Below are 22220 nucleotides of genomic sequence, written 5' to 3' on the forward strand. Positions count from 1 at the left end.
TTTTCAAGGCATAGTACCCGCTATGTCCAATGTTTATGTCCATTTTTCTCAAATTTCTTTTCCTGCACCATATTCAGTTGTCAATTTTCAGTTAGAATCACATTCATTGAGATTCCGAGAAGTTATCTTCTTATGCAAAACTCTGCTGTTCCTCATTATATTTCAGCCAACAGGATAATGCAAGTCAGTTTGAATGCTGTCCATTTACGAAATCATATGTATGATACTTCAGACTGAAAGTCAACATTGCAATACCTAAGTGAATAAAGTATAATAAGTTGAATCACAAATTTATTATCTTTATTAAGGAGATTCCAATGAAGAACAAAGCCAAAAAGAAAACATTTTTATGGGTGGATGTACTGCTTTATGCCTCTGCCTTCTTTATCTCTGTAACAGGTATGCTTTTCATCCTGAAATCTCGCGGATTTTATCCTTTTAAAGATAATACTCTCTTTATCATGGATATGCAAAGCCAGTTTATGGAATTTCTCGCTTCCCTGCGTTACACCATAAATGGAGACAATTCCATTTTCTATTCCTGGTCACGTTCTCTTGGTGGGAATTATCTGGGACTCTATGCCTACTATCTCGCGAGTCCGTTATCCTGGATTACAATTTTTTTCCCCGTAGACAAATTCTATGCTGCGATTCTGGTTCTCACTCTGGTGAAAATAGGATGCTGCGGCCTTACCTTTTCGCTTTTTGCCTCCTATCTCTGGAATCGCTGTCATCCGGTTCCTGATACAGACCATTGCTGGCAGAAACTTATTCTGCTGCCTATGGCTGTGAGCTATGCTCTCATTTCCTACAATATGGCCTATTCCTTCTGTCTCATGTGGATTGACGGCGTCATTCTGCTGCCTTTAATTCTGCTTGGCCTGGAAAAACTGTTAAATGGGCAAAAGGGGCTGCTTTATACTCTGGCTCTGACCACTTCCTTTATATGCAATTATTTTACCGGCTATATAGTGGGTATTTTTACTGCCATTTATCTGCTTTTTCGCCTCTGCACCCTGGTCACGAGGCAGACTTTATCCTTTTATCTGGGCCGGGTACTTCGATTTGCAGCCACTACCCTTCTGGCTATCGGTCTCGCCTCTCCCCTGCTGTTCGCGGTGTTGAAAGATCTTGCCAGCGGAAGGCTTACAGCTGTCACCTATCGCGCAGATACTATCACTAACTTTCCGTTCGTCCAGCTGCTCGCCCAATTCACCAACGGCTCTTATATCAATCCGCTGTATGAGGCATTCCCCAATATTTACTGCGGATACACTGCTCTGGTTCTGGCTCTGTTATTCTTTACACTTCGCAGAGTTTCTCTTCGTGAAAAGCTGGCTGCCGCCGGTGTTATTTTGCTTCTTCTTCTCAGTTTTTATCTGACCAGGCTGAACTATTTCTGGCAGGCATTTATGGAGTTTACCGGATTCTCTCATCGCTATGCCTTTGTATTCAGTTTTTTTGTGTTATATCTCGCATCAAGAACGTTGTCGGCACTTCCTTTCAACAGTTTTATCGCCAAATGGTCAAACAAACCTGTCCTTCAGCTTATTGCTTTGCTCCTCATGGGCGTGGTCTCTGTGGACATGGGACTGAATGGCCGGGCTATTATCTTAGGTCTGGAAAATGATTATGATTATGATACTCTGACCTTTTATCAGGATAATCTGGCTGTCATAAAACCTTTGACAGATGACATTCTCAGCAATGACAACGGGTTCTATCGAGTCAATCAGGACTTTGAATATGCCAATAACGATGCCATGCTCCTGGGCTTCAATGGCATGGCTCACTACTCCTCTACTTTTAACCAGACAGTGAATTCTCTGACTTCCCGCCTGGGTTTTGCTCAGGCTCACTATTGGAACAGCGGTCACGGTTCCACACCGCTTACCGACAGCCTCCTTGGCGTAAAATACCACCTGTTCAATACTCCCACGCCGTCTTTCTATACAAAAATAAAGGCAACGGAATATGGTACTTCCTCCTGTCTGAATGAGAATGCATTGTCCATAGTGTACAGTGCCCCCCTGCCTGACAGGAAAATCAATCTGGACAATGACAATCCCTTTCTCAACCAGAACATATTACTGAACAGTATTGCCGGCACAGACCTGGAATATTTCACATTTCCGGATTTTGAATTCACTGGTAACGAATCCGCCTGGTCCTACTCCTTTACGGCGGGGTCTGACTGGCCGGTCTATCTCTACATGCAGTCGCCGGATTTCTCCTCTACCAAAGTTCTGGTCAATGGAACCGAAGCAGGCAGCTATTTTACACATGAAACCAACTGTATTCTCTATCTTGGCAGTTTTACTCCAGGTGAAAAAGTCCTGATAGACATACTTCCTGCTACTTCTGTCCGCGTGGAATATGCCCAGATTGCTGTACTTAACACAGTTCTCCTGGAAAATACGCTCCTGAATCTCCGGACAAATGAAATGCGGATTACCGATCATAAAGGTGCAAAACTAAAAGGGACCATTTATGTTCCCGAAGGACAGAAAATTGTCACTTCCATTCCTTATGATATCGGATGGACAGTCAAAATAGATGGAAAAAAGGTTCCTTTCCAGAAATATGCGGAGACATTCATCGCTATTGAGACAGAAGCCGGCGAACACGACATTTCTTTCACATATCTTTCTCCCGGTTTCAGTACAGGAATGATTGTTTTCCTAATCACACTCATTCTGAGTGTTTTGTACTTTCAACCGGATATATTCCGTATTCTTCTGGTAAAAGGCCGGAAAAATGACTCTGATATAATGTGAAAAGCCGTCCGTTTAAAACCCATAAACTTCACCAATCTCCGCCGTATATACCCCTGGCTCCTGATACACAATCAGGGGCTTTTCTGCTTTCATTCCCGCTTTTCCACCCCTTACCGACTCCAGCAGCACCATATTCGGTTCCCTGTCAGTGTAAGGATACACCAGCTGCAGTCTCTTCGGCTCCAGCCTGTGCCGCACCAGCGTAACCATAATTTCTGCCAGTCGAAATGGTCTGTGCACCAGAAAAAAATGTCCCCCCGGTTTCAAAAGCTTTGCCGCCTGCCTGGCCACATCCTCAAAAGTACAGAGAATTTCATGCCGCGCAATGGCTTTCGGCGTGGAAGGATTCACCAGCCCATGCTGCCCCGGCATATAGGGGGGATTGCAGGTAATGCAGTCAAAAGAAGCAGACGGGAAAAAACTGTCTGCTTCTTTTATGTCTCCTGCAATAATTTCAATCTTGTCCTGCAAGTCGTTCAGCAATACACTTCTTGCCGCCATATCTGCGCTCTCAGCCTGAATTTCCAGTCCGGCCAGATAGCCACAGTGATACTTTGCCTCCATGAGAAGCGGAATAATGCCTGTTCCTGTCCCCAGGTCCAGCAAGCGGTCTCCCTCTTTTGCACGGGCAAATCCCGTGAGAAGTACCGCATCCATGCCGAAGCAGAATTTCTCAGGATTCTGAATGATCTGATAGCCGTTTCTCTGCAGCTCGTCCAGGCGTTCATTCTCTTTCAGTCTGACTGTCATTTGTCATTGCCTGTCCTTCCTGCTCATTCTGATGTCTCCTGCCTTCCTGCCGTCTTCTGCCCCCATGCCTGCGGTTCCCTTCTCTGTGATTGTCCCGTCTTTCCCCATTCTGTTGCTCGGATTGCGTATGGTGACCTCTCTGGGGCTTCTGGCTTCCTTCTCCTCTCTGTTCCCACTGCTTCTGGCCCGCGCCCCTATGTCTCTGGCTCTCTTCTCCGCGCTGAGCCTGCTGTCTCCGGCCTTCTTCCCCGCGTTGTGGCTGTTGCTTCTGGCCTTCTTCTCCCCACTGAGCCGGCTGCTTCTCCTCACCCTTTTGTGGTCTGTGATTCTCCTCGTTCCGCTGTGCCTGCTGCCTCCGGCCTCCGTCACCCCGCTGTCTCTGGCCGCCTTCGGCATACTGCCCTGAATGCCTCTGGTTCCCGCCGGCACGGGAGCTGTTCTGTCTCTGGCCGCCCTTCTGACGACCGACTCCCTCCTGTGAATGCGATTCCTCCGCAGTTCCTTCGCTCTCCTGCTGTTCCCGAAGCAAGGCTTCATCCTCCGGGCATTCCAGCTCTTCCAGAAGAACCTCAAGATTCTCTTTCTCTTCTCTGGACAGATTCATTTTATCCTTCTTGCCATGCTTACGCCGAAACTGCAGTTTCTCTACAGGATATTCCTTGATTTCCTTCTCATCCCCCACACTCACAACAACCTTTACCAGCTGCCGAAGTACATTGACGCTGTGCACCTCACCTCTGAGTCCATCCAGAGTAGTGACAGAATCTCCGATGTTGGGAAGCCGTCTGTTCAGCTCCTCATAAGTCTCCTCCTCATTTTTCAGGCAGCACATCAGTCTGCCGCACATACCTGATATTTTGGCCGGGTTCAGAGACAGGTTCTGTTCCTTTGCCATTTTTATGGACACCGGAACAAAATCAGCCAGGTAGCTGTGACAGCACAGGGGACGCCCGCAGATGCCTATACCCCCCACAATTTTAGTCTCATCTCTCACGCCAATCTGACGCAGTTCAATTCTGGTCTTAAACACGCCAGCCAAATCCTTTACCAGCTCGCGGAAATCAATTCGTCCGTCTGCCGTAAAATAAAACAGAACCTTATTATTATCAAAAGTATATTCCGCATCAATAAGCTTCATATCCAGTCCGTGACTGCGGATCTTCTCCAGGCAAATCCGAAAAGCCTCCTTTTCTTTTTCCCTGTTGGACGCCTCCTGCTCCACATCCCGCTGATTGGCAATGCGGATGACAGGCTTCAGCGGCTGCACCACCTTTTCGTCTGCCACCTCCATGACACCTGCTACCACGGTTCCGAATTCGATTCCCCGGGCAGTCTCCACAATCACATGTTCCCCCTTCTTAATTGTCAAGTCTGAAGGGTCAAAATAATAGACCTTGCCCGCGGTGCGAAATCTTACTCCTATTACTTTCGTCATCTATCCACCTCACTGCATGCTTTTGGAAAAAAGCATGTCTTTCATCAAAATATAGCAGCCGACAATGCATAAATCACTGTCAGCTGCTATTTTAACATATCTCTTCCAAAATGACCATAGTTAATAATGGAATTTAATTTATCCCATCTTCTCCAGGTCCCGCAGATAAGCCCTGTACATCTCCTTCAGTGCCGCTTCCGCTGCAGCCTCCACAGGCAGAAACGGCTTCCTGCAGCCTCCGAATTCCATCCCCAGAAAGCCCAGAATTACCTTCAGGGAAGCAAACACCCCATACCTGCACAGCACACTGATCACCCCGTTGACCAAATGCTGATATTCCCGGGCCTGATCCAGATGCCCCGCCCTGAAGGAATCGTAAATTCCCCGGACCGCCGGGCACAGAATATTATAAGTACTGCCGATTCCACCGTCTGCGCCGGAGCTGAGCCCGGATACCAGCATTTCGTCATAACCGTTCCAGACAGCCAGATCAGGATGCGCATATTTCATTCTCTCCAGCTGAAAGAAATCCGATGCCGTAAATTTAACCCCGGCCAGATACGGATTCGCACACATTTCGTCCAGCAGTTCAGGTGTCAGCGAGAATCCCGAATACGCCGGGAAATTATAGATAAAAAACGGGATCTGTATCCCCTCCATCAAATCAAGATAGTACCCCTTGATTTCTTCTGTGGAAAACTTATAGTAAAACGGACTGATGGAAGATACTGCATCCACTTTCAGCGTTCCCGCATGTCGGCCCAGCTCCAGAGAGTGCTCTGTGGCAATCTGGCCGATATGTGCAATGATCAGTTTTTCACCGTTGTTCTCCTCACATACGGCTTCCAGAATCGCTTTCCTTTCCTCCATACTCAGCAGAAAAGCCTCTCCTGTGCTTCCGCACACATAAAAGCCGTCGATTCCCTGCCCGATCAGCCATCGTACCTGCTGTTTCAGCATTTTATAATTTACTTTTCCCAACATATCATACGGTGTAAGCAACGCCGCACAGATGCCATTAAATTTGCTCATATTTTTCTCCTTTTATTCCGAATCACAGATTTACTGCTCTCCGAACAGCTCCGTATGGAACATGCTCTCATATGACAATCTTTTACCATACTTTTACTCCTTTCCGCAGAGCTCAGTTCAGCCATACAGTTCTCCTCGTACCTTCGTACTTGCCTCCTGTCAGCGCCTGCAGGGAAATCCTGGAGAATAGCACATGATTGTTCCTGCAATGCACCAGTCCTGCCAGCGGCTCCTCTTCCTCAAGCACGCATAAATCACTGTACCCAGGCATGGCGTCTCCCTCCGGCAACGTCATTTTATCCGTGAACGTCAGCCCCCCGTCCCTGCTGAGAAGCACCTCCATGTCCCGCCGGCATGGAATCTGGCTCACCCGGGAGACCAATACCACATTCTCATATCCCTGTTTCCCGCATATATGTGTCACTCCGGCATCACAATTATTGGCCGGTCCCATACTCACAGGCTCCGGACTGGTCCAGGTCGTCCCTCCGTCAAAGCTGCGGCTGATATAGCGTCCGGTCCATCCTCCTCCCGGCCGAATCACCCAAATCAGGCCGTCCTCCGTCTCTTCAATCCGGGACTCATTGGCCATAATCTCCTGTCCCAGGAGTGCCGTATGCTCCCATGTCTGTCCATGGTCCTCACTGTAAAGTGCGGAGATACAATATCCTCTCTTCGTCGGTTCTCTGTCCACGTTAAACTGTCTGTGCCATACAGGTACCACCAGACGTCCCGCGTAATCTCCCTTTTTGATACAGATGCCGTGTCCAGGTCCGGCAAGATGAAAAGGCAGTGCGACCTCCCCTTCTTCCATGAACTGATTCACCTGCTGTCCCTCGGACCAGCTTTTTCCAAAATCATCACTGTACGATACAAAATTCCTCGTATGCAGATTGTCCGGATTATCTGAATAAAAAAGAAACAGCCTGCCGATTACCTCATCATACACCGGCACCGGATTCGTCCAGCAGCATCCCTTTTCCAGGTCCAGACGAACCGTGGCTTCAAAGCTTCTTCCCCCGTCTTCGCTTCGACGCATCCAGATGTCATGCAGACCATGTGCATCTTTGCCGTCTCCTTCCCGGGCCTCGGCAAATACCAGCACCACATTCTTAACGGCAATCAAGCCAAATACATGAAACAGGGAAATATGATTGTCCCCGTGACGCCAGATTTCGGTTTCCGTGTATTCCCATTTTGACATGGTCGATCTCCTTTTTTCTGTTTTTCTGCCTTCTTCCTGCTCTCACAGTACTGCTATTTTCCCCCGGAAGATACTCTCAGCCGATAATGTCTTCATCAGACACCGCCCCAATACAGCCGCTCTCCTGCAGCAACTCCCTCAGTTGTCTCACTGACACATACGCAAAGCTGCCCGTCTTCACGGCGAGCCCTGCCGCCAAGCCTGCTGCCTGCCCCATTCCGGCACAGGGTCCCATCACCCGACAGGCGCCCATGACTTCCCGCTCTGCCCCCAGGCAGCGACCTGCCACAATCAGATTCTCCATATTGCGGGGCAGCAGAGCGCCGTAGGGAATCTCAATCCTCACATGCTCCCGCACCGCGTTCGGTTTCTTTGCATCCCCCATCATGGGGTCATAGGAAGGCCGTTTGGGATCCGGCAGATCAAAATTGTATGTGGTGGAAGCGACACAATCGTCATAATGTTTCCCCGCCAGAGCATTTTCCAGTGTAATCGGTTCTCTGGCTGCAATCCGCCGGGTCTCCCGGATGCCCACATGGTCAAAAATCCTGCTCAGATGCGCTTTCTCAAAGCCAGGAAAATATTCCTTCATCACCTTCAGCAGCTCGTGAGCCAGTCCGCGTCCTTCCATGGCTGCCCGGGTCAGCGATGCAGCATCTGTTCCGTCCACGTCAATCTGCCGAATGGTATTCACCATAAAGGTACCGGGTGTGGGCGTCTCGATGGCAATAAAAATTTCAAAATCCCACGGCCATCGTCCGGCCTCTTTCAGCTCATGAATGATTTCCACCAGCTTCGGCGACTCATGCTCATTCTGATACGCCACATAGCGGGCCGTATCCACCTGATCCACGTAGAATATAGTGGTAGCCGGACACATGGCGCCATCCTCCTCCCGGCCTTTCTCCATGGGACAGCCGGTCATCTCCGCCAGGTCCCCGTCTCCGGTACAATCTGCAAAACACTTTGCCCTGAAAGAAGAGAATCCGCCTTTATCATGCGTAATCAGTCGGGTCACCCGGGCTTCTTTTGTCTCCGCACCAACAATGGTAGTAAAAAACCGCAGATGCACACCTGCATCCACACACTTCCGCTCCAGATGCCATTTCAGAGTATCCACCTCACAGGAAATACCCGCCGCCATCCGTGGATACCACCCGTAAGGATTGTAATGATGAATATCCACCGTATCCGGCTCCACCGCGGCTCCCATGGCGATCAGCTCGTCCGTTATCTCGTCAAATAACCCACCGATTACCCGCACCATCCTGTCATTTTCCGGGTCATACCAGCGACCGCCCAGAAGCTGCATCACACCGGCAGTGCACGCGGTACCGCCGAGACAGCCCTCCTTTTCCAGCAGCAGCGTATTCAGTCCCTGTCTGGCGGCCGCTATCGCACAGCACACTCCCGCCATCCCTCCGCCTGCCACAATGAGATCATAGCTTCCTTCTTCTCTGCATTCATATTCTGTTTTCATCCCTGTTCCAACTTTCCTTCCGCTTTTTCAGCACCAGCTCTGTCACAATATTATCCATTGGCCCCATTCCCTCTCCGTGCTGTGCCATATCTGCCTCCCTGCTTCTTTTCCGCATTTCCGCCTCTCCCGGTGTCGGCTTTAAGACCCTGTAAAACCTGAGTCTTACAGGCAATATGTCCGCCCTTGCAGGGCGCGCTTACCCCTTGACGGCCCCCACCATGGTACCCTTCACCAGGTATTTCTGAATAAAAGGGTACCCCATCAGAATCGGCGCCGTGGCAATTACAACCGTAGCTGCCCTCACAGTGGTGGGAGTGGCGCTGGCCATCGTCATGGCATCCCCCGACGCCGCCAGATTCTCACCCTGATCAATGAGGCGACGCACCACCATCTGCAGTACAATCAGATTGTTTTTGTTCGCATATGCCATGGAATCAAACCAGGCATTCCAATGGCTTACCACACTCCAGAGCCCGATAACCGCAATCACCGATTTGGACAGGGGGAGAATGACATGGGTCATGGTCTGTATCACACCTGCGCCGTCAATCTTTGCCGCATCCTCCATCTCCCGGCTGATACCGCTCAGGAAATTACGCATAATGATAAAGTTCCAGGCCCCTGCCGCCCCCGGCAGTATCAGCACCCATCTGGTGTTCAGCAGATGCAGGCTCTTCAGGTTCAGATAAGTGGGAATCAGACCACCTCCGAAGAACATGGTGAATATAATAATAAAATTAATCGGCGACCATCCCGGCAGTTCCCTGTGAGACATGGTATAAGCCGCACAGAAAGTGATGAGCAAAGTAATCAGCGTCCCCACAGCCGTGCGGAAAATGGTATTGGCATATCCAATAAAGATTGTGTTGGTAGAAAACACTTTTTTATAGGCTTCCAGCGATATCTCCGGAGGCCAGAACTTGAATCCCGGCGCATTGGCATAGACCTTATCCGAGAAGGAAAGCACAACTGTCTGCCAGAAAGGGTAGACAAAAATAAAGGTCAGGAAAAGCAGGATAATATAAGTGACAATCTGAGGTTTCTTCTTTTTCTTTCGCACTTTCACCATAATCCCTCCTCTCCGTCGCTGAGCCTTTTCACCGTCACATTAGATGCAATGACCAGAATAAAGCCGATCACATTCTGGAACAGTCCCGCCGCCGTGGCATAACTGTAATTGGACTTCACAATCCCCTGTCTGTAAGTATAGGTATCCAGAATATCGCCGACACTGTACACAACAGGTGAATACAGATTGTAAACCTGGTCAAATCCGGCCGACATTATTTTGCCGACCTCCAGGATGAACAGCGTAATGATTGTGGTTCTGATACAGGGAAGCGTAATATACCAGATCTGCTGCAGTTTCTTCGCTCCATCAATGGAAGAAGCTTCATATAAGTCCTGATCGATTCCCGTAATGGCTGCGATATAGACAATGGAGCTCCAACCGCTGTTCTTCCAGATAGCGGACAATACCAGAATCGGCTGAAACCATTTCGTCTCCGCCATAAAATAGACAGGATCTCCGCCCAGCTGCCCGATCAATGTGTTAATCGGTCCTCTCAGGCTTAAAATATCCGAAATAAAAGAAGCCGCAATAATCCAGGAAATAAAATGAGGCAGATAGGAAAATGTCTGAAAGGTCTTCTTCACCCGCTCATTCCGAATCTCATTGATAAACAATGCCAGAATAATGGGAGCCGGGAAACTGAAAAGCAGTTTTTTCAGGCTGATAACGATTGTATTTCGCAGTACTTCATAGAAGGAAGCCGCTTCGAAAAGCTGCCTGAAATATTTGAATCCTGCCCAGGGACTCCCCATGATTCCGTCCAGAATTCTGAAATCCTTAAACGCCAGCGTGATTCCATACATGGGGACATACTTGAAAATAACGATAAATGCCAGAAATGGCAACAGCAGCAGATAATAAGTCCGCATCTTTTTTATCATTTTCAGTTTCTGCCCCGGCGGCCCCGCAGTCTTTGCCGTTTTACCCATATTCACACCTAAACCCTTTCTCCGAAAGATAAAAATCCCGCGCACGGATACACTTCACTCCATGCGCAGGATGGTTCCGTTCTCTGTATTCTTTACTTCAGCGCCTCTTCATATTCGGCAATTACCTTATCCAGTCCCGCTTTGTTCATATCTGCAAGATACTGCTCCCAGTCGGCTTCCAGATCCTTGTCGCCTTTCAGTACACCGTAGAAGAAATCTTCCTCCACCTTCTGGATTTCTCCTGTATAGGTATCATAAGCTTCATTAAAGACAGAGGCAAAATTATTACCCTGATAAATAGTAGGCCATGCACCTGATTTCGCAATATTTGCCTTATCTCTCTCAGACTGGGTAAGCTCTATCATGTACTGGTCCGGCGCGCTCATTCCATAGAAAGTATCGCCCAGTCCCCTGGCAGCCTGATCCTCCACACTCATTGTCACCTGAATCTGGCCGCTGTCACCCAGAGTATAGTCCACACCTTCCTCACCGTAGATAATCTTTGTAGCCAGCTCATGATCCGTTGTCAGGCCTTCCATCATCTTCAGCACTGTGATAACCTGCTCGTCTGTGGCATTTGCCGTAAAGCACAGCGCACGATTTGCACTGGCATTGGGATACAGCGCAGACGCGTAAACTGTTCCGTCGCCATATGCAGTACTCAGAGGCCCCATTACCTCTACCGTACCCTCTCCGAAGACATCTTCCACCATACCAATGATGCTGGAAGAGCCTCTGTTGGAATAATACCAGGTCTGAGAGTCCACCATCACGCCGATGGTTCCGTTAGACCATTTTGTACGCACCTGATCACGCTTGTCCGTAATACATTCAGGATCAATGATTCCCTCGTCATACCACTCCTTGATGACACCAAGAGCAGACTTGTATGCATCCTGAACCGATGTATAAATCACACTGCCGTCTTCCTGCAGCTGGTAGCTTCCCTTGCTGTTCTGAGACTGTGCAAATCCGAAAGCACCGTATACCGGCCACAATCCCATCCAGTTGGTTCCTATATCAATACCATAGGTATCGTCTTTCCCGTTCCCGTCCGGGTCCTCATAGGTGAAGGCATACAACAGGTCATGCAGCTCCTCCAGTGTCGTCGGTTCACTCATACCCACCTTCTCCATCCAGTCCTTCCGGTAGACAACAACACTGGTAGATGTGGGTGCATTGGTGTTAAAGGGAATGTAGAGGCACCTGCCGTCTACCAGATGATCTCCCTTCTCAAAGAATTCCTCTCCCAGGAAATCAGTGTAAAGCTGCATTCCGGTAGGATAGTATTCATACAGCCATTCCTGGGGAATCTCACGGATCAGTCCCTGATCGTACATATACCTGAAATCGTTATGCAGATAAGAAGGATAACAGGTCGCATTTAAAATATCTCCGGAGGAGACATAGGTATCAATATTTGCAGAGGAAACATCTGTAATGGGTTCCAGATTGATGTGAAAGGTTTCTTCCAGCAGCTGCTCTGCCCAGGAATCCGGCGTCACAGTAATCTCGGAAGTATAATATCCCAGCCAGTTAATTGTCACATTCTCACCGGAAGTCTGCTCTTCCGGCGGAGTCTGGGAGTCCGAAGCTGCCTGTCCCCCTGAAGCACTTTCTGCAGACCCTGTGGAAGAATCCTGACTGCCTTCGCTTCCGCAGCCGGTCAGCATTGTTGCCATCAGACTTATGCACATCAATATCGCCAACATTTTCTTTTTCATGTCTTTACCTCTCTTTCCTGCCGTACAAAATTTCAAACCTGCCCTGCCTGGTCCGCAGTGCATTCTGTGCTGCCCCTTTCCGAAAGTCCGAGACAGCTCTCCCTTACAACAATTTCAGGCTGCACCAAGTAATAGTCAAAGTTTCCTGTCATCTCACACTCTATCTTTTTCCGCAGCACTTCCGCCGCCGTCCTGCCCACCTCTTCCATTCTGTAAGAAATGGTGGTCAGCCCCGGTTTTACCATCTTCAGACTTGCGTCGTCATTGTAACCGATGATTCCGATATCTTCGGATACCTGCAGATTTGCATCCTCCACACATCGCATGGCTTCCAGTGCAATTACATCGCAGAAACAGAATACTGCATCCATTGGTACATCTGATTTCAAAATTCGCTTCAGCTGACTGTAGCAGTCTTCCAGTGTGCCGTTGTCATGCATCAAAATGCGCCTGTGGTCCACTTCAATCCCCCTGCACTGAAGCGCACTGATATACCCATGGCATCTCTCGATGCTGGTGCGATAACGCTGCTGTGCCAGATAGGCAATATTTCGATAGCCCTGATCAATCAGATGTAATGTGGCAATATAGCCTCCGTAAAAATCGTTGGATTTCACCAGCGGTACGGAGATTCCTTCCACTTCCCGGTTGCAGAACACAAACGGAACCTTTGACTGCAGCAGGCTCTGATACAGCCCCACATTTTCCAGCACACTTTTCGCAATCACAGGTACGATAATGAAACCGTCCGTACCCGATACAATCAGCCGTTTAATGTATCTGTCCTGGTTTTCCGCACTGTTCTCAGAATTACACAGAATGACATTCGTATTCCACTTCCGCGCTTCGTTCTCCACACTGCTTGCAAGCTTTGCGTAAATGTCTTCTCTGATATCCGGCACAATCAGGCACCAGTTCCTGGCATTTACCACCATGCCCTCCAGCCTGTGAGACACATAGGTGCCGCTGCCGAAACGCGAAGTCAGAATCCCTTCTTCCTCCAGCTCCCTTATGGCCTTGTCAACGGTAACCCGCGAAGAATCCAACTGCCTGCTGAGAATGCTTCTGGAAGGCAGCCTGTCCCCGTCACTCATCTGAGCGATCAATTCTTTCAATGTCAGTTTTATCTCTTTATACCTTAGCATACCATCCACCAAAAAATTTTTTGATGGTTTCATTATAGCAAGTCAGATAGATTAATCAATATATTCTGCTGTTTTCAGGCAGATTTTACTTATTTTTAGGCAGATTATATCTCTATACAGCCTATATTTTCCAGTTTCTGTACAAAAACTGCCTTTTATATACACTAATCTGCAAACTGTGCTGTAATCATCATGGTAAATTCCCGAACCGGGTAAGAAACCCCCGCGAACCATAACAGGAACTGTCACAGCTCGTGGGGCGGACTTTCTATTCTCTGCAGGCATTTTGTTCTGTCCTGCGAATATTTCATTTTCTCTCAGCTGTTCTCCTGTATCGTCAGCATGAGCAGTTCCATAACCAGCTCAAAATTGACATTGGAGTCCAGACGCTTTTTCGCTGTATCCAGTGCATTTACAATGTTCTCAATTCCTTCATAGCTGCTGCGCTGAGCCGTTCTGCGCAAAGCCTGAATTTCCTCCTTAAAGATCAGATGATTGATATCGCTGGTGGCCTTAAACAGCAGGGCATCTCTGTACCAGATAGCACAGATGTCCAGATAATCATTAATCTTCATCTTGTATTCCGTTATTTTTTTGACGGCTGTAATAATTTCATTCAGCTCCATGTCCTGTATGTATTTTAACAGCGACAGCGCTTCCGTCTTGATATTCTCAAAATCTTCGCTGGTGGCCAGAGCCTTTGCTTTTCCCACATTGCCTCTGGCAAAAGCGGCACACACCTCTGCCTTATAATCCGGCACCTGCAGCTGTGTACACAGATACTGCTTCACCAGACTGTCCGGCACAGGTTTCATATTCAGCACCACGCAGCGACTCAGTATGGTAGGCAGAAGTGCATTCACATTGGAAACCATCAGAAGAATCACCACATATTCCGGCGGTTCCTCCAGTGTCTTCAAAAGCGCATTCTGTGCCTGCACCGTCATTTTCTCCGCCTCGTTTATCAGGTAAACCTTCCGCGGGCTGCTGTACGGCTTAATGGCCACACTGCCATTCACCTGTTCCCGGATGTCATCCACACTGATGGAATTCGGTTTCTCATGCGTCACCCAAATGATGTCCGGATGATTCCCTGACAGGGCCTGCCTGCAGGAATGGCACTCCTGGCAGGGCTCCGTTCCCTCTTCCTCACATTGCAGCGCCATGGCAAACACCCTGGCGATGAATTCCTTGCCGGAAGATTTCTCCCCATTGATAATATAGGCATGGGACACCTTACCTGTGGAAAGCGCACTGCATAAATGCTCCTTTATCTGTTCCTGACCGATAATGTCCTGAAATCCCGCCATACTGTCACCAACCCCTCTTTTTGTATTTTTCTATGTCTTTTTCCATGTATTTCCGCCATATCCGTTAAGAATCTGTTTACTTTTGACATCCGTTCAGTCTTCTGCCGGACTGTTCCCGGCGGTTCCCGGATTTTTACTCCTCAGGTAAATATATCCAGCAGCAATCCTCTGATTTCCCCTATCTTATTCAGAATTGCCAGATTGTCCTTCTCATCCTTCATCAATTCCTGTGCCAGCTGATCCAGATTCTCATCAATCAGACGGATGATACCATACACACGGTGCCGTCCGCGTCTGTCGAGAAAGTTCTCTCTGGAAAAAGAGTGGGAATGACTTACAACTTCATTCATAAATTCCTTCACCAGCCCCCGATAATGTCTCATGTCCTTGACATCCCGCCGTTTTGCCAGACGCTCCCCCTGCATGGTAATCTCTTCCATAAGCGTCTGCAGTCTGGCCTGCAGCTCCGCTCCCTCCACATGACTGGCAAGCATGAATTTAAAGCTGCCGTCGGTTGGCTGTGTGTTCTGTACCTGTTCCACCGGCGCGGTCTGATTTACCTGCCCCACCTTAATTTCCATTTAACTGTCTCCCGCATTCTGTCTTGATCCAGGGTTCCTTCTCTGTATCCTTCAGGTCCGTCCTGCCTGTTTTGCATCCATTCGGTCGCTTCCTGTCCTCAGTAAGGTCATTTTGCCATGATTAAAGTTCAATCATGGTATGGATGGCCATTCGGCCGCTCCTGTCCTCAGTAAGGTCATTTTGCTATGATTAAAGTTCAATCATGGTATGGATGGCCATTCGGCCGCTCCTGTCCTCAGTAAAATTATTTTACAGTGATTACATGTATCATATTTGTGGTTCCTGCAATTCCCAGGGGCACACCTGCCGTAATCACCACCACATCACCGACTTTCACATATCCTGCCTTTTTCGCCTCTGATACCGCATCTGCAAACAGCTCTTCCGCCCGGTCTTCCCGCTCGAGCATCAGGGGATTCACCCCCCACAGCAGATTCAGCTGCCTGCACACCCTTTTCCTCACTGTACAGCCGATAATCGGGCTTTCCGGCTTAAACCGCGAAATGGCCTCGGCCGTAAAACCGGACAACGTAACCGTAATGATCGCCGCAGCCCGCAGATCCCTTGCAGCGGTACAGGTTGCATAGGCAATTGCCGTGGTGATATCTGTCTCTTCCTCCTGCGCTCCCCGCCTCATCCTGGAACCATAGTCAATATCTTTTTCGGCACCTTCTGCAATTTTCGCCATAGTCTTTACCGCTTCCACAGGATATTTTCCTGCCGCACTCTCCCCGGAAAGCATAATGGCTGTGGTTCCGTCATAAATAGCATTGGCGATATCCGTTGCTTCCGCCCTGGTGGGCCTTGGATTCTTAATCATGGACTCCAGCATCTGGGTGGCCGTAATCACATGCTTACCGCAGGCATTCGCCAGATGAATCATCTTCTTCTGCAGAACCGGCACCTCTTCCAGCGGAATCTCCACTCCCATGTCCCCTCTGGCCACCATAATGCCATCAGACACCTCCAGAATCTCCTCCAGATTCTGAATTCCCTGCATGTTCTCTATTTTGGCAATTATTTTCATCTCACAGTCATGATCTTTCAGAATCCTGCGCACTTCCAGAATGTCTTCCCGACATCTGACAAAAGAAGCCGCCAGCAAATCATATCCCATTTCAATTCCGAACAAAATATCCTGCCGGTCCACCTCGCTGATATACGGCATGGATAAAACCGCACCGGGCACATTGACGCCTTTATGGTTGGAGACAAATCCGCCGTTCACCACACGGCAGATAATTTCTTCTCCCTCAATCCGCTCCACCTTCATTTCAATAAGCCCGTCATCAATGAGAATGGTCGTTCCCTCTTTGATATCATTTTTCAGGTTCTTGTAGGAAATAGCAGCTTTCTGTGCTGTTCCCAGTACTTCTTCTGTAGTGAGTACAAACTGCTGTCCGGATACCAGTTCCGCTCTTCCTCCTTCAAAATCCCTAAGCCTGATTTCCGGTCCTTTTGTATCCAGCATGGTTGCCACAGGCAGTCCCAGCTCCTCCCGGGCCTGTTTCACCCGTTCGAACTTCACTTTCTGCTCTTCATGTGTGCCATGGGAAAAATTAAATCTCGCCACATTCATTCCTGCCAGCATCAGCTCCCTCAGACACTCCACACTGTCACTTGCCGGCCCAATAGTACATATTATCTTCGTTTTTCTCATTCTTTTACTCCTCTTTATTTCTTCTGCGGCGCACTTCCGCTTTTTCCTGCAATACCCTAATGCTTATCTCCTGCGACGGGCCGTCTTCATCTCTCCCCGTCCATATTCCCTGTACATTTAACCCCTGTGACACAGCCTCCCAAATTTCCCGGCAATGTGCTTCTGTTATCTGTTCTCCAGGTATCAACAGCGGAATCCCCGGCGGATACAGATTGATAAATTCTGCGGCATATCTGCCCGCGCTTTCTGTCAAAAGGATTTCTTCTGACGGCATCTCCCAGGCCTCGGCCAGAGAAATCTTCTCCGGTGCCTTCTCTCTGACCTTTACAGAAAGAATCTTCCCTGGTGCCTTCTCTGTGTCCCCTGCAGGAGACCCCCTCTCTGGTGCTGTCCCTCTGGCCATTGCAGAAAAGTCCCTCTCTGGTGCGGTCCCTCCGGCCTTTGCAGGAGAAAGTTTCCCTGATGTCTTCTCTGTGGCCCCTGCTTCAGAAAGATTCCTGTCTATTTCCAGCAATGCCTCCGTCATGCGATTGTAGGCTTCCGAATCGTCATTTAAAGTAAACATGGCCAATACAAAATCTATAGAAGCCATTTCTGTCTGCAGTCCATACTTCTTCAACAGGATTTCATACAGTTCCTTTCCCGTCAGGCCTGTTCCTTTTACGGAAATTACCAGTTTCCCTGTATCCTGTTCTTCTCTATTTCCAATCAGTATTTTCAGGCTTCTGCATGCTGACAGTTTTTCTGTCATACTTTCATAAAAAAAGCGAAAGCGTGCAAAGGCATCGTTACCGAATTTTTCCGTATATTGCAAAGCATTATCAATACTTGCCATCAGAGGATAAGACGGACTGCTGGTCTGATAGATCCGAAGAAACCGTCTGAGCAGACCGCGGTCAATTAGCTCTCCATTTACATGAAGCAACCCGGCCTGAGTAAGGGCCGGAAGCGTCTTATGTACACTGTGAATCACCAGATCCGCACCACCCTGACAGCTGTTCTGCCATGTCCCCTCCGTCAGTCCCAAATGCGCACCATGTGCCTCGTCCACAATCAAAGGAATTCCTTTTTCATGAACTGCTCCGGCAATTTCCGCAACATCTGCAAGTCTGCCCTCGTAAGTAGGAGATACAATCAGAACTGCATCCGTCTCCGGTGTTCTCTCCAAAGCTTCCCGAACCTGCGAAAGCGTTACCGCATCCGCAATACCATATTCCGCTAATATACCGGGATACAGGTATTCTGTCTGCAAATGTCTCAGGTAAGCCGCATGATATACCGATTTATGGCAATTGCGGGCCATTAAAATATGCCCCCCAAAAGGAACTGCAGCGCTGACGGCACTGAGTATTCCGCCTGTGCTACCGTTGACCAGATAGTAACTTTCCTCCGCGCCATAAAGCCGGGCTGCCTCTCTCTGCAATTCAAGAAGAATCCCTTCCGGCTGGTGCAGATTGTCAAATCCTTCTATCTCTGTAATATCAATTCCATATAATTCTTTGGGAAGCATCCCCCAGCTTTTCCTTTTATGTCCAGGCATATGATAGGGATATATCCCTTTTCTGTCATACAGAGACAACTTTTCAAATAAATGCTCCACCTTCAGTCTTCCCTCAGTTTTTGAAGTACAATCCCATGTCCCCTGTGCATATGCAGAGTCTCCAATAGAGAGCACCATTTATCCGCCGCCGTAACAATCCATGCCTCTCTGCACGACGGCGGTATAACTGTCAAAGGCCACATATGTCTCCTGATAATATTCCTTTCTCTCTCTGTCAGCTCATATTCTCTGGACGCATTCCGCAATGCCACCCCCGGATGATAAAAACCATGCAATTTATGGGGATTCACTTCGTCCGGAATATGCCAGTCATAAAGAAAATAATCGTGCAGCAACGCGCCCCTGATCAGTTCTCTTCTACTGCAGGGAATATGCAGACTCTCACTTAACGCGATACTATACCTGGCCACATTCATTACATGCGCATTGACTGTCACATTGCCATGCTGAATATAACCTTTCATCCGTCTGAAATTTCCGGACTCAAGAATATCTGCCGCATTTGTCCTGATCTGCCGCTGCTGCTCCCGAAAATGCTCCATTTTCTTCCGCCATCGCTTCGATTGTCTTACCGTACGCTGTTTTACATTTCGTTCCGCCATTTCCTTTTTGTACTTCCTGTCAATAAAATTCTGTCAATGTCTTATAATGCAGCTGTATTCTACAGACGCTCCGGCACATAATCCGCCAAAAAGCAGCTGACCGGGTGGCTGGTTATTCAACCGTTGCTTCCGCAGAAGGCTGCTCAGCCGGTGTTTCAACCGGTGTCTCCGCAGGAGGCTGCTCAGCCGGTGTTTCAACCGGCGCTTCCGCAGGAGGCTGCTCAACCGGTGTTTCAACCGGCGCTTCCGCAGGAGGCTGCTCAACTGGTGTTTCAACCGGCGCTTCCGCAGGAGGTTGCTCAACTGGCGTCTCAGCAGGAGGCTGCTCAGCCGGACCTTCCTCTCCCGCTCCCTGCTCACCGCCTTCTTCCGGCACTACTGTTTCAGATGCCGGCGGTGCCTGTATCCCAATATAAGGTGCACCTCCATAATAATAGCAGATAACCGGGAATCCTTCCGACACATACTGATAAATCTGTCCAGCCATATCCGGCGGAAGATTAATACAGCCATGAGAACCACTGGTCATAAATATCTGTCCCCCAAATGCTCCTCTCCAACTGGCATCATGCATGCCATAATTCCCATAAAAAGGCATCCAATAACTTACCGGTGTCCGATAGGTTGCGCCTTTAAGTACTGCATTCCGCGTCTTATATGTCAGACCAAATATTCCCTCCGGTGTCACACAATCATATGTAGAAACCATTGTTCCCGATACAAAATCTGTCTCCAGTACAATATTTCCATCCTGATACAGATACAGATGCTGATTACTCAGATCTGCTTCCACATATGAATTCCCAATATCATTGGTTCCCTTCTGCATCGCCGTAATACTATATGTCGGTTCCCTTGTCCCTGTACTGCCCTTATAAATGAGACGAATCAATTCTTCTGTCTCCGTCTCGGTATCTGTCTTCCATCCATAATTCCTGCTGGACAATGTCAGTTCTGTTCCCAAAGTAGTTACAAATTTCTTCTTTTTGCCATATGTATCATATTCTGCGGCCTGTTCCTTGACGAACTTCGCCACCTTCTCTTCATCCAATACCGGCTCTCCGTCCTGCATGGTAATCCATTCTGTCAATTTTTCACGGTCCAGGATAACTTCTGTACCATTCCAGTCATAAGTAATGCTGGTACTCAGCCATCGATTTACCTTATCTACAACGCTGGTCAGTCTCCTGTCATCCTGCCTGATAAAAGCTTCCTCATAACAGCCCTGTTCCTCCAGGTCAATACTGTCCTTCTTCTCGCGGATCCCCTCAGCCGCCAGATGTATTACTGCATTTACATCCAGTTCTGTCCCGACTGTCTCAGGAACAACTTCATAATACCCATCCAAACCAGGTTCCTGGCTGATATAGGCATCCTTTGCCTTCAACATATTTCGCTTTTTACAGGCATCCCATGATGTCACTATACTCTCAAGTATATCCTCATCAAAAACAATGTTGCGCTCCAGGGAACTGGCCTGCCCGTTTCCTACATATGCCCAAATCCATTCATATGCATTCTGCTGTTCCAAAAGCATTTTTACTGCTTCTTCACTGTTCCCATAAGTTAATTGGATATTCTCAGAATTTATTTCTCCGATTAATGCTCCTGATTCCCCCGTTTTATAATTTCGTCCTGTAATTTTCAATGAATAATTCTGAATCGGCGCATCCAACAGAATTGCTGCTTCTCTCGCTTCCATGTTGCTGCAGTCAATACCGTTTATGCTGGTATTTGGTAAAAAATGAGTCTGATAATAAGCCGCCCCCTTACAGTAAACCACGACTGCAGCCACCACAAGAAGAATAAATGCAATACCCAGAGCAATTATTATATATCTCTTTTTTCTTTTCTCAGGAACTTTTTCTCCCGCTTTCTCTTCTGCCACTTTCCCGGCATTTTCTTTGGAGTCCTTTTCCTCCTTTTTCTCTTCTTTATTTTGCTTTTTTTCTTTCATGATTTCACTCCATATTTTCTATAACTAAGAATTTCATAAGCCCGGGTTATTTGCTGCTTAACTGTATCCTGTCCCGAATAAGCTGTGGATTACAACTTCACCAGGCAATGCCATGTGCCCATTATATCATACTTCTACACAAAAAAATAGCACTAAAAGGCTTATTTTTGCACCTTTAAATGCCATCTTCTACCTGTACATCCTGTCATTCCCAACAGGACCTTTTATCTGTCAAATGTATCTCTGATTCAATTGAGCCTTCTCTTACTAAAAAATAAATGCCCAGAACCGGAATCGAACCAGTGACACGAGGATTTTCAGTCCTCTGCTCTACCAACTGAGCTATCTGGGCATTTGAGATTTACAAAAATTCTCCTTTGTAAACCTGAAGTAGCGGGGACAAGATTTGAACTTGTGACCTTCGGGTTATGAGCCCGACGAGCTTCCAGACTGCTCCACCCCGCGTTATTTAATTATATTATATGCAAATGGATGGAGGTGGATTCGAACCACCGAAGCAATTTGCAGCAGATTTACAGTCTGTCCCCTTTGGCCACTCGGGAATCCATCCATGAAGCCGATGATCGGACTCGAACCGATAACCTGCTGATTACAAATCAGCTGCTCTGCCAATTGAGCCACATCGGCGAATCAAATGGGGCCTATAGGGCTCGAACCTATGACCCTCTGCTTGTAAGGCAGATGCTCTCCCAGCTGAGCTAAGACCCCTTATGCACTTTTCCATCAGCATACAAACGACCCAGATCGGACTCGAACCGACGACCTTCGCCGTGACAGGGCGACGCTCTAACCAACTGAGCCACTGGGCCATCTAAAACTTAGTATCAATTGTACCCTCAAAACCGAACACTGTATCCAAACATACAAAACTCTCTTCTTACCTTCCTGGTTAAGCTTTCGTCCGATTAGTAAGTATCAGCTCTGTACATTACTGTACCTTCACCTTACCCCTATCTACCCTGTACTCTCCAGGGGGACT

General features: G+C 48.2%; 16 protein-coding genes, 6 tRNA genes, 1 rRNA gene and 1 pseudogene. 1 reads left to right on the forward strand and 23 read right to left on the reverse strand.

The features are described 5' to 3' along the window. Nucleotides 1–317 precede the first annotated feature (317 nt). A complete protein-coding gene (locus NSB25_RS27085; protein WP_103242390.1) occupies nucleotides 318–2777 on the forward strand; it encodes a YfhO family protein in 2460 nt (819 codons plus the stop codon). Between the two features lie 12 nt (nucleotides 2778–2789). On the opposite strand, the gene NSB25_RS27090 is transcribed toward NSB25_RS27085, so the two are convergent. From NSB25_RS27090 to NSB25_RS27200, 23 genes and pseudogenes are all read right to left on the reverse strand, one after another. Further along, nucleotides 2790–3527: a tRNA1(Val) (adenine(37)-N6)-methyltransferase gene (locus tag NSB25_RS27090; protein ID WP_103242391.1), complete on the reverse strand. Its 738-nt coding sequence runs from the start codon at nucleotides 3525–3527 to the stop codon at nucleotides 2790–2792. 562 nt (nucleotides 3528–4089) lie between these two features. After that, nucleotides 4090–4962: pseudogene (locus NSB25_RS29820) on the reverse strand (PSP1 domain-containing protein); the annotation flags it as partial. Between the two features lie 138 nt (nucleotides 4963–5100). Beyond that, nucleotides 5101–5994, reverse strand: coding sequence for an N-acetylneuraminate lyase (locus NSB25_RS27100; protein WP_103242393.1), 894 nt, complete (start codon nucleotides 5992–5994; stop codon nucleotides 5101–5103). A 112-nt stretch (nucleotides 5995–6106) separates the two neighbouring features. Further along, the gene (locus tag NSB25_RS27105; RefSeq protein WP_103242394.1) at nucleotides 6107–7198 is read right to left on the reverse strand and encodes a sialidase family protein; all 1092 of its coding nucleotides are present in this window, start codon (nucleotides 7196–7198) and stop codon (nucleotides 6107–6109) included. A 76-nt stretch (nucleotides 7199–7274) separates the two neighbouring features. Beyond that, complete coding sequence (locus tag NSB25_RS27110; protein ID WP_103242395.1) at nucleotides 7275–8678, reverse strand: FAD-dependent oxidoreductase; 1404 nt, start codon at nucleotides 8676–8678, stop codon at nucleotides 7275–7277. Beyond that, a complete protein-coding gene (locus tag NSB25_RS27115) occupies nucleotides 8662–8793 on the reverse strand; it encodes a hypothetical protein (RefSeq protein ID WP_257479343.1) in 132 nt (43 codons plus the stop codon). The genes NSB25_RS27110 and NSB25_RS27115 overlap by 17 nt, the downstream gene beginning before the upstream one ends. Before the next feature lie 81 nt (nucleotides 8794–8874). Next, nucleotides 8875–9747 (reverse strand): carbohydrate ABC transporter permease, encoded by an 873-nt coding sequence (locus NSB25_RS27120; protein ID WP_103242397.1) that lies wholly within the window; start codon nucleotides 9745–9747, stop codon nucleotides 8875–8877. Then, entirely contained in the window at nucleotides 9741–10631 is an 891-nt protein-coding gene (locus tag NSB25_RS27125) for an ABC transporter permease (protein WP_103242405.1), read from the reverse strand. The genes NSB25_RS27120 and NSB25_RS27125 overlap by 7 nt, the downstream gene beginning before the upstream one ends. 140 nt (nucleotides 10632–10771) lie before the next feature. Beyond that, entirely contained in the window at nucleotides 10772–12403 is a 1632-nt protein-coding gene (locus tag NSB25_RS27130) for an extracellular solute-binding protein (RefSeq protein ID WP_172455299.1), read from the reverse strand. Nucleotides 12404–12435: 32 nt separating this feature from the next. Continuing rightward, nucleotides 12436–13548 carry a GntR family transcriptional regulator gene (locus NSB25_RS27135; RefSeq protein ID WP_172455300.1) on the reverse strand — a complete coding sequence of 371 codons (1113 nt, stop codon included), beginning with the start codon at nucleotides 13546–13548 and terminating at the stop codon, nucleotides 12436–12438. Between the two features lie 317 nt (nucleotides 13549–13865). Beyond that, entirely contained in the window at nucleotides 13866–14858 is a 993-nt protein-coding gene (gene holB / locus NSB25_RS27140; RefSeq protein ID WP_103242400.1) for a DNA polymerase III subunit delta', read from the reverse strand. A gap of 140 nt (nucleotides 14859–14998) precedes the next feature. Beyond that, nucleotides 14999–15439 carry a YaaR family protein gene (locus NSB25_RS27145; protein WP_103242401.1) on the reverse strand — a complete coding sequence of 147 codons (441 nt, stop codon included), beginning with the start codon at nucleotides 15437–15439 and terminating at the stop codon, nucleotides 14999–15001. A gap of 245 nt (nucleotides 15440–15684) precedes the next feature. Next, nucleotides 15685–17100 (reverse strand): pyruvate kinase, encoded by a 1416-nt coding sequence (gene pyk / locus NSB25_RS27150; protein ID WP_103242402.1) that lies wholly within the window; start codon nucleotides 17098–17100, stop codon nucleotides 15685–15687. 4 nt (nucleotides 17101–17104) lie between these two features. Next, entirely contained in the window at nucleotides 17105–18700 is a 1596-nt protein-coding gene (locus NSB25_RS27155; protein WP_172455301.1) for an aminotransferase class I/II-fold pyridoxal phosphate-dependent enzyme, read from the reverse strand. A 2-nt stretch (nucleotides 18701–18702) separates the two neighbouring features. Further along, entirely contained in the window at nucleotides 18703–19263 is a 561-nt protein-coding gene (locus tag NSB25_RS27160; RefSeq protein WP_242982623.1) for an HD domain-containing protein, read from the reverse strand. A 112-nt stretch (nucleotides 19264–19375) separates the two neighbouring features. Beyond that, complete coding sequence (locus NSB25_RS27165) at nucleotides 19376–21220, reverse strand: L,D-transpeptidase family protein (RefSeq protein WP_103242404.1); 1845 nt, start codon at nucleotides 21218–21220, stop codon at nucleotides 19376–19378. Nucleotides 21221–21499: 279 nt separating this feature from the next. Continuing rightward, nucleotides 21500–21572, reverse strand: a tRNA-Phe gene (locus tag NSB25_RS27170). A 39-nt stretch (nucleotides 21573–21611) separates the two neighbouring features. Then, a tRNA-Met gene (locus tag NSB25_RS27175) sits at nucleotides 21612–21685 on the reverse strand. Nucleotides 21686–21709: 24 nt separating this feature from the next. Beyond that, nucleotides 21710–21791: transfer RNA gene (locus NSB25_RS27180), tRNA-Tyr, on the reverse strand. 4 nt (nucleotides 21792–21795) lie between these two features. After that, nucleotides 21796–21868, reverse strand: a tRNA-Thr gene (locus tag NSB25_RS27185). Nucleotides 21869–21876: 8 nt separating this feature from the next. Beyond that, nucleotides 21877–21949: transfer RNA gene (locus NSB25_RS27190), tRNA-Val, on the reverse strand. A 27-nt stretch (nucleotides 21950–21976) separates the two neighbouring features. Next, nucleotides 21977–22050, reverse strand: a tRNA-Asp gene (locus NSB25_RS27195). 76 nt (nucleotides 22051–22126) lie between these two features. After that, nucleotides 22127–22220 (reverse strand): 23S ribosomal RNA (locus tag NSB25_RS27200); the annotation flags it as partial.

Source organism: Acetatifactor muris (assembly GCF_024623325.1).
In the GTDB taxonomy this organism is placed as follows: domain Bacteria; phylum Bacillota; class Clostridia; order Lachnospirales; family Lachnospiraceae; genus Acetatifactor; species Acetatifactor muris.